General features: G+C 70.1%; 6 protein-coding genes. 3 read left to right on the top strand and 3 right to left on the bottom strand.

Features of this window, described 5'->3' with window-relative positions; translation table 11 throughout:
• Both VFF46_RS19155 and ligA read right to left on the bottom strand, forming a co-directional pair.
• Nucleotides 1-1,395 (bottom strand): DHA2 family efflux MFS transporter permease subunit (locus tag VFF46_RS19155; RefSeq protein ID WP_325038516.1); only part of this gene is annotated, 1,395 nt, incomplete at its 3' end.
• 185 nt (nucleotides 1,396-1,580) lie between these two features.
• The gene (ligA, locus tag VFF46_RS19150; protein ID WP_325038515.1) at nucleotides 1,581-3,578 is read right to left on the bottom strand and encodes an NAD-dependent DNA ligase LigA; all 1,998 of its coding nucleotides are present in this window, start codon (nucleotides 3,576-3,578) and stop codon (nucleotides 1,581-1,583) included.
• Nucleotides 3,579-3,672: 94 nt separating this feature from the next.
• Between ligA and VFF46_RS19145 the strand changes: the two genes are divergently transcribed.
• From VFF46_RS19145 to VFF46_RS19135, 3 genes are all read left to right on the top strand, one after another.
• Nucleotides 3,673-4,185, top strand: a complete 513-nt coding sequence (locus tag VFF46_RS19145) for a hypothetical protein (RefSeq protein WP_325038514.1) — start codon at nucleotides 3,673-3,675, stop codon at nucleotides 4,183-4,185.
• Between the two features lie 60 nt (nucleotides 4,186-4,245).
• The gene (locus tag VFF46_RS19140) at nucleotides 4,246-5,028 is read left to right on the top strand and encodes a MerR family transcriptional regulator (protein ID WP_325038517.1); all 783 of its coding nucleotides are present in this window, start codon (nucleotides 4,246-4,248) and stop codon (nucleotides 5,026-5,028) included.
• A 71-nt stretch (nucleotides 5,029-5,099) separates the two neighbouring features.
• Nucleotides 5,100-6,347 carry an MFS transporter gene (locus VFF46_RS19135; protein WP_325038513.1) on the top strand — a complete coding sequence of 416 codons (1,248 nt, stop codon included), beginning with the start codon at nucleotides 5,100-5,102 and terminating at the stop codon, nucleotides 6,345-6,347.
• Here VFF46_RS19135 and VFF46_RS19130 read toward each other — a convergent pair.
• Complete coding sequence (locus tag VFF46_RS19130; RefSeq protein ID WP_325038512.1) at nucleotides 6,305-6,943, bottom strand: helix-turn-helix domain-containing protein; 639 nt, start codon at nucleotides 6,941-6,943, stop codon at nucleotides 6,305-6,307. The genes VFF46_RS19135 and VFF46_RS19130 overlap by 43 nt on opposite strands.
• Between the last annotated feature and the right edge of the window lie 103 nt (nucleotides 6,944-7,046).

Raw genomic sequence — 7,046 nt, 5'->3', positions numbered from 1 at the left:
CAGGATCGCGGCCTGCGTCTCGCGGATCCCGCCGTTCAGGCCGGGAATGTTCTGCGTGCCCGGGATCACCGGCGAGTTGTTCAGGTGGTTGGTGAGGATCACCGACATCGTCGCGACACCGCAGGACGACGCGATCTGCTGAGTGATGTTCAGCAGCGTCGACCCGCGGGCGACCTGCGGCCCGGCCAGGGTGCGCAGCGCCGAGGTGAACAGCGGCATCATCGTCCCACCCATCCCGAGCCCCATCACCACCAGCATCGCGATGATCACGCCGTACGGCGTGGTGGCGGTGATCTGGGTGAGCCCGAACATGCCGATCACGATCCCGGTGATCCCGAACGGGACGATCCGGCCGATCGGGATCTTGTCGACCAGCCGGCCGGCGATCGGCATCGTGATCATCGCGCCGAGGCCCTGCGGGGCGACCAGCAGGCCCGCGTGCAGCGTCGACTCGCCGCGGATCTGCTGGTAGTACGTCGGCACCAGCAGCAGGCCGCCGAAGAACGCCGCGCCGAACAGGAACATCGTCACGATCGAGACCGTGAGGTTGCGGTTCCGGAACAGCCGCAGGTCGAGCAGCGGATGCTCAGGCCGGAACGAGTGGAAGACGAACGCCACCATCAGCACGACGCCGGCCAGCATCGACACCCAGACCCGCGGCGCGCCGAAGTCGCCGTTCTCCGCGGGCAGCGAGGAGACGCCGAACAGGAACAGCGCCAGACCGGGCGACATCAGCGCGACGCCGAGGAAGTCGAACGACTCCGACCGGTGCGGGTGGTCGCGTTCCAGCGCGCGCCACGCGTAGACCAGCGCGATCACGCCGAGCGGCACGTTGATCAGGAAGATCCAGTGCCAGCTCGCCACCTGGATCAGCCAGCCGCCGAGGATCGGCCCCATGATCGGGCCGAGCAGCATCGGTACGCCGAGGATCGCCATCAGCCGGCCCATCCGGCGCGGGCCGGCGGCGCGGGTCATGATCGTCATCCCGAGCGGCATCAGCATGCCGCCGCCGAGCCCCTGCAGGACCCGGAAGCCGATCAGCATGTCGATGCTGGATGCGGTCGCGCACAGCGCCGACCCGGCGGTGAACAGGAAGATCGCGGACATGTAGAGCCGCTTGGTGCCGAACCGGTCCGCGGCCCAGCCGGTCAGCGGGATCACCGTGGCGAGCGCCAAGGTGTACGCCGTCACGGTCCACGCGACCGTCGAGTACGCCACCGGGCTCTGCGGCGTACCGAATTCGTCCTGGAACGTCGGCAGCGCCACGTTGACGACCGTGATGTCGAGGATCGACATGATCGCCCCCAGCACCACCACGCCGGCGATCTTCAGAACGGCCGCGTCGATGTTGTCGGGATACTCCGGAACTCCGGGCTGCGTCGCGGACTGGCTCACGATCGGTCCCCCCTCGGGCACGCTTCTCGTCTTTCCCGAGCCTACCCGCCGCCCGGCGGCCCACGGCTTGTCGACCCTGCTCGAATTCGCTGCGTACATGCAGCTTCCCGCACCGTGACCGCGTCTCCCCTGGTGAGAGTGCGGCGCAGTCTTGACGGCGCCGGGGACAGCCTCCCCGGCGTCGCTCAGCGGGGGAGCAGGTCGGCGTCCTGGAGTTGTTGCCAGATCTCGGACTGGTCGACGACCGTGACGCCGAGCTTCTCCGCCTTGGTGAGTTTGGCCGCGCCGACGTCGGCGCCGGTGATCAGGAAGTCGGTGCTCGCCGAGACCGAGGAGGCGATCGTGGCGCCCGCCTTCTCGCAGAGGCGCTGGAACGCCGGGCGCGGAACCTTCTCGCCGGAGCGCGGATCGCTGATCGCGCCGGTGACGACGACCGTCTTCCCGGCCAGCGGAGCGCCCGCCGCGACCACCGGCGGCAGGTCCTCCTCGCGAACGTCGAGCGACACCCCGGCGGCGCGCAGCCGTTCGAGCTCCGGGCGCAGCCGGGTGAGGTGCTCGATCAGCGAGGCGGCGACCTTCGGGCCGATGTCCTCGACCGCGACGAGCCCGTCCTCGCCCGCGTCCACGACCTCCTCCAGCGAGCCGAACCCGGCGCGGCACAGGCGGGCCGCCGTACCCTCCGACGCCATCGGGATCGCCAGGCCGATCAGTGCCCGGCGCAGACCGACCTGCCGGCTGCCGTCGATCGACTCGATCATCCGGGCCGCCGACACCTCGCCGATCCGGTCGAACTCCAGCAGCCGCTCGGCGGTCAGCCGGTAGAAGTCCGACGGGTGCTCCAGGATGCCTGCGTCCGAGAGCCGCTCGATCCAGACCCCGCCGATCGCGTCGATGTCGGCGGCCGCGCGGGACGCCCAGTGGATCAGCCGGCGGACGGTCTGTGCCGGGCACGAGACGTTCGTGCAGAACAGCTCCCGGCTGTTGCCCTGCTCGATCAGCGGCTGCGCGCAGGACGGGCAGACGTCCGGCGGCTCGATGTCACGCTCGGCGCCGGTGCGCTTCGAGGCGTCGAGTACGCCGGCCACGAACGGGATCACGTCACCGGCCCGCCGGACCAGGACCGTGTCGCCGATCTTGATGTCGCGGGCCCGGATCACCTCCTGGTTCGCGAGCGTCGCGCGGGTCACCGTCGTACCGCCGACGAACACCGGCTCGAGCCAGGCGACCGGCGCGACCTTGCCGATCTTGCCGACGTCCCAGACCACGTCGAGGAGCAGCGTGGTCTTCTCCTCGGCGGCGAACTTGTACGCCAGCGCGCCGCGGGGCGAGCTGGACCGGGTGCCGGCGGCGGCGAACGCGCCCCGGTCGGCGAGCCGCAGTACGGCGCCGTCGAGGTCGTAGTCGAGCTCGTTGCGCTGCTGCTCGATCGCGGTGATCGCCTGCTGCGCCGCGGCCGCGTCCGCGCAGTGCCGCATGCCGGCGACGGTGAAGCCCATCGTCTGCAGCGCCCGCTCGAGGTCGGCGTCGGTGCTCTCCCGCTCGGTGAGCAGGTCGAACGCGAGGAACTGCAGGCGCCGTTCGGCGACCGTCGCGGCGTCCTTCGCCCGGAGCGTGCCGGCGGCCGCGTTCCGCGGGTTGATCAGCGGCTTGTCCGGGTGCGCGGCGTTGTACGCGGCGAACGTCGAGCGCAGCATGACGGCCTCGCCGCGGACCTCGATCCGGTCGGGTACGTCGAGGCGGTCCGGGACACCGTCCGCGAGCGCGCGCACCAGCGGTGTCACGTCGTCACCGGTGGTCCCGTCGCCGCGGGTCACCGCGCGGGCGAGCTGACCGTTCTCGTACACGAGCGCGAGCGAGAGCCCGTCCAGCTTCGGCATCACGACCACCGGCTGCCCCGGGAAGCGCGCGAAGAACGCCTCCACCTGCTCCGGCCGGGTCGCCTTCTCCAGCGACAACATCGGCCGCGAGTGCCGCACCGGCGCATGCAGCACCGTCGGCGTCCCCACCTGCTCCAACGGATTCGGATCCGGCGCCAGCTCCGGATGGCTGTCGATCAGCCCTCGCAGCTCGTCCTCGACCGCGTCGTACTCCGCGTCCGCGACCACCGGCGTACCGCGGTAATAGGCGTCCCGCAGCTCGACGACCCGCCCCGCCAACTCCTGAATCCGCTCCCCAACATCCACCCGCAGGACCCTACCCGGACCGATGGACAATTCGTTGCCAGTAACGCCGACCGGCCGCGTGCCGATGGTGTGCACGAGGAGAGAGGATCCGCCGGTGGATGCTGTCGCGCGTTGGGTCTCGGGGCTCGGTGTCTTCGCGGTGATCGCCGTCGTGTTCGGCGTCGTCTCGATCGTCGACGACCATCAGCGGCGGGCTGTTGGGCGGGATCTTCTTGCCAGTGGCACCCGAACGGTGGCTACCGATGTCGTGGTGCATGTGACGACGGGCCGGAGTGGTGACTACCTCAACACTGTGGACGTGGTGTTCGACGGCCGGCGGTTGTCGCTGTCGGACAACGTGGGGGACGCGGAGGGGAATGACGTCGGCGAGCACGCGCCGAACGCCGGAACGCGGTACGCGGCTCCGCTGCCCGTCGTGTACAAGCGTGACGATCCGGGGCGGTTGCTGGCGGTGGCCGATGCGGAGGAGTTCGCGGCGTACCCGAACGTGTCCGGCTTCGCGGCCGGAGCGATCGCGCTCGGGGGAACCGTCATGATCGGTCTTGGCGTGGCATGGCTGGTCGCCGGGCGGCGGTCCGCGCGGGCCCGGCACCTGGCCGGCAGCTGACTGTTGCCTGCCGTTCCTCTTGCAGTTGACACGGTGTCAGGTGGCAGAGTCCGAGGCGTGATGATGGAGATCGGAGAGTTCGCCCGTCTCGGCGGCGTGAGCGCCCGCATGCTCCGGCACTACGACCGGATCGGTCTGCTCGTCCCTGCCCACACGGCGGCGAACGGGCGCCGCTCGTACGACGAGAGCCAGCTCGGGCGGCTGCACCGGTTGGTTGCGCTGAAGGGCCTGGGGTTCGGGCTGGATGAAGTCGGCGCATTGCTCGGCGAAGGTGTGGGGGTCGAGGAGCTCCGCGGGATGCTGCGGCTGCGCGAGGCCGAGCTCGAGCGCCGCGTGAGGCACGACCGGCATGCGCTCGATCGGGTGACGGCGAGGCTCCGGCTGATCGAGGAGGATCGGATGAACCCGAACGTAGAGATCAAGTACCTGGACGCGGTGACGGTCGCCGCACTGTCCACCACGACGCCGGGCGACCTCGTGGACGTGGAAGCGCTGTTCGATGAGGTGATCGAACGGATGGACGCCGCCGGCGCGGACCGTACCGCTCCGGTCGCCCGGCTGCGATCCGTCGACGAGGCAACGGTCGAGGTTGTCGCCGGGTACGTCGTACCCGCGAACTCCGTGCCGGGGCTGGAGACCCACCGACTGCCGGCGAGGACGGTCGCCTCGACGATCCACCAAGGTCCGCTGTCCGGCCTGCCGACCGCGTACGCCGCTCTCCGGCGTTGGGGTGGTCAGCACTGTCCGGCGTGCTGGCGGCAGCAGTATCTGGAGGCTGACGGCGACAACCAGACCCACTGGATCGTGGAGCTCCAGCTGGAGCTCCACGACGGCGAGGCCTGAACCACAAAGATTCTTCCACTGGTAGATTCTTCCTCGCCAGGCCGGACCGGCCGGAGGAAAGGTGTCTGCCCATGCGCGGTACCTCGGCACCCGCCGCGGAGCGGTCGTCGGTGCTCGTGCTGGTCGCGACCACCCCGTTGTACCGGGGCGCGACCATGGCGATGCTGCTGTCCGGGCTCGGAATGTCGGCGGCGGCACCGCAGATCGCCTCGTTCCTGGTCCGTGAGCTTGGTGCCTCGCTGCCGACCGCCGGCCTGTTCTACCTGACCAACCTGACCGCACCTCTCGCCGGCTACCTGGTCGGATCACGGTCAGACCGGAGCGGCTACCGCCTCGGCCTGTTCCGCACCTGCGCGCTGCTCGGCGGGCTGGGCTGGGCCGGTATCGCGTTCTCGCGACAGGTATGGACGCCGTTCGTGATCTCGGCGGTTGTGCTCGGTTTCGCCGGAGCGGCCGGCTCGCAACTGTTCGCCGCACTCCGCGACGAGACCGTCCGGCGGAACGACCCGAACGGGGACACGGTCGTCGCAGTGGTCCGGATGGCGCTCACGGCCGGCTGGGTGATCGGTCCGGTACTCGGAACGTTCCTCGCCGCCCAGGCCGGCTATCGAGTGCTGCTGCTGGCGACCGCGCTCTGCACGCTCGGCCAGGTGATCCCGCTCGGCTTCCTGCGTACGCCGATCCTCGATCGAGCCGCCGCCGGAGCGCCCGCACACCGAATCGGCGTACGGCGCCTGGTGCCACTGCTGGCGTTCACCGGTCTGTACGTCCTGGTGTACGCCGGGGAGTCGGTCAAGTACGCCTATCTGCCGATCTACATGCGGTACCAGTTGCGGCTCGAACCTGTGGTGAGCGGTGCGGTCATCGGCATCCAGCCGCTGGTCGAACTGGTGCTGATGCCGCTGAGTGTGCTGCTCGCCCGGCGCTTCGGGACGATGCGGGTGATGGTCGTGGGAGCCGGGTGTGGGGTCGCGGCCAATCTGTGTTTCGCCGGCATCGCGTCGGCCGGCGGGATGTTCGCCGGTCAGGTGCTGATGGGCTTCGTCTGGGGGATCTTCGCCGCGTTGGGGATCCTTGCAGCACAGCGACTGCTCCCGGAAGCGGTGGCGACCGCGTCGGCGATCTTCCTGACGTCGACCGCGATCAGCTCCGCACTCGGCGGGCTGACCGGCAGCATCGGTATCGCGACCCTCGGCCTGCCGCACGTGTTCGTCGCGCCGGCGAGCTATGCACTGCTGGCCGCGGCCGGCCTGGCGATCATGGCGCGCGCCGAACGTCAGCCATCGGCCTCGTCGTCCGGGGCGGCGGCGAAGTCGTGATCCGCGGCCGCACCCGGTAGCAGGCGTTCGAGCAAACGCAGGACGCGGCTGACGTCGACGGCGTCCGGTTCGAGCAGCCACTGCAGCTGCAGTCCGTCGGATGCGGCGACGGCCAACGCGGCCGCATCGACCGGATCGATGTCGGAGGCAACCTTCTGGTCGCGTTGGGCGGTCCGGATACGCTCGGCGAGCTCGGCCCGGACTGCTCGGAAGCGGTCCACGACGAACCGATGGGCCGCTGGATGCCGGTCCGATTGCAGCGCCTCGGTCGTCAGCGTCGCGTACAGCTCGACCAGCCCCGGGATGGCCCGGTTGCTCTCCGCGCTGCGGATCATCACGGCCACCGCGGAGGCGTCTCCGGGCAGCTCCTGATGCTCGCGAACCTCGTGCTCGCGATACACCTCGACCAGCAGTTCGTCACGGGACGCGAAGTAGTACCGCAGGGCGGCGTGCGACACCCCGATCGCCTCGCCGATCGCGCGCAGCGATGCACCCACCCCGCGTTCGGCGAACAGTTCGATCGCCCGGGAGAGGATCTGCGCCCGCCGCGCGGCCGCCTTCCGGTACGTCCGGCCTGGGGTCTCGTCGTCCGGCATACCAGTCATCGTAGGGCTGACACGCCAGCACGCCGGTCCGCGGCAGCCAGGTGCCGTAACGTCGTGGATTGACAATTCCATCACGAGGGAAGCCGCCCATGCT

Origin of the sequence: Kribbella sp., from assembly GCF_035655035.1 — a bacterium.
Lineage (GTDB): Bacteria > Actinomycetota > Actinomycetes > Propionibacteriales > Kribbellaceae > Kribbella.
The sequence above is the reverse complement of the archived record's forward strand: the minus strand, read 5'-3'. Positions and strand labels throughout refer to the sequence as shown.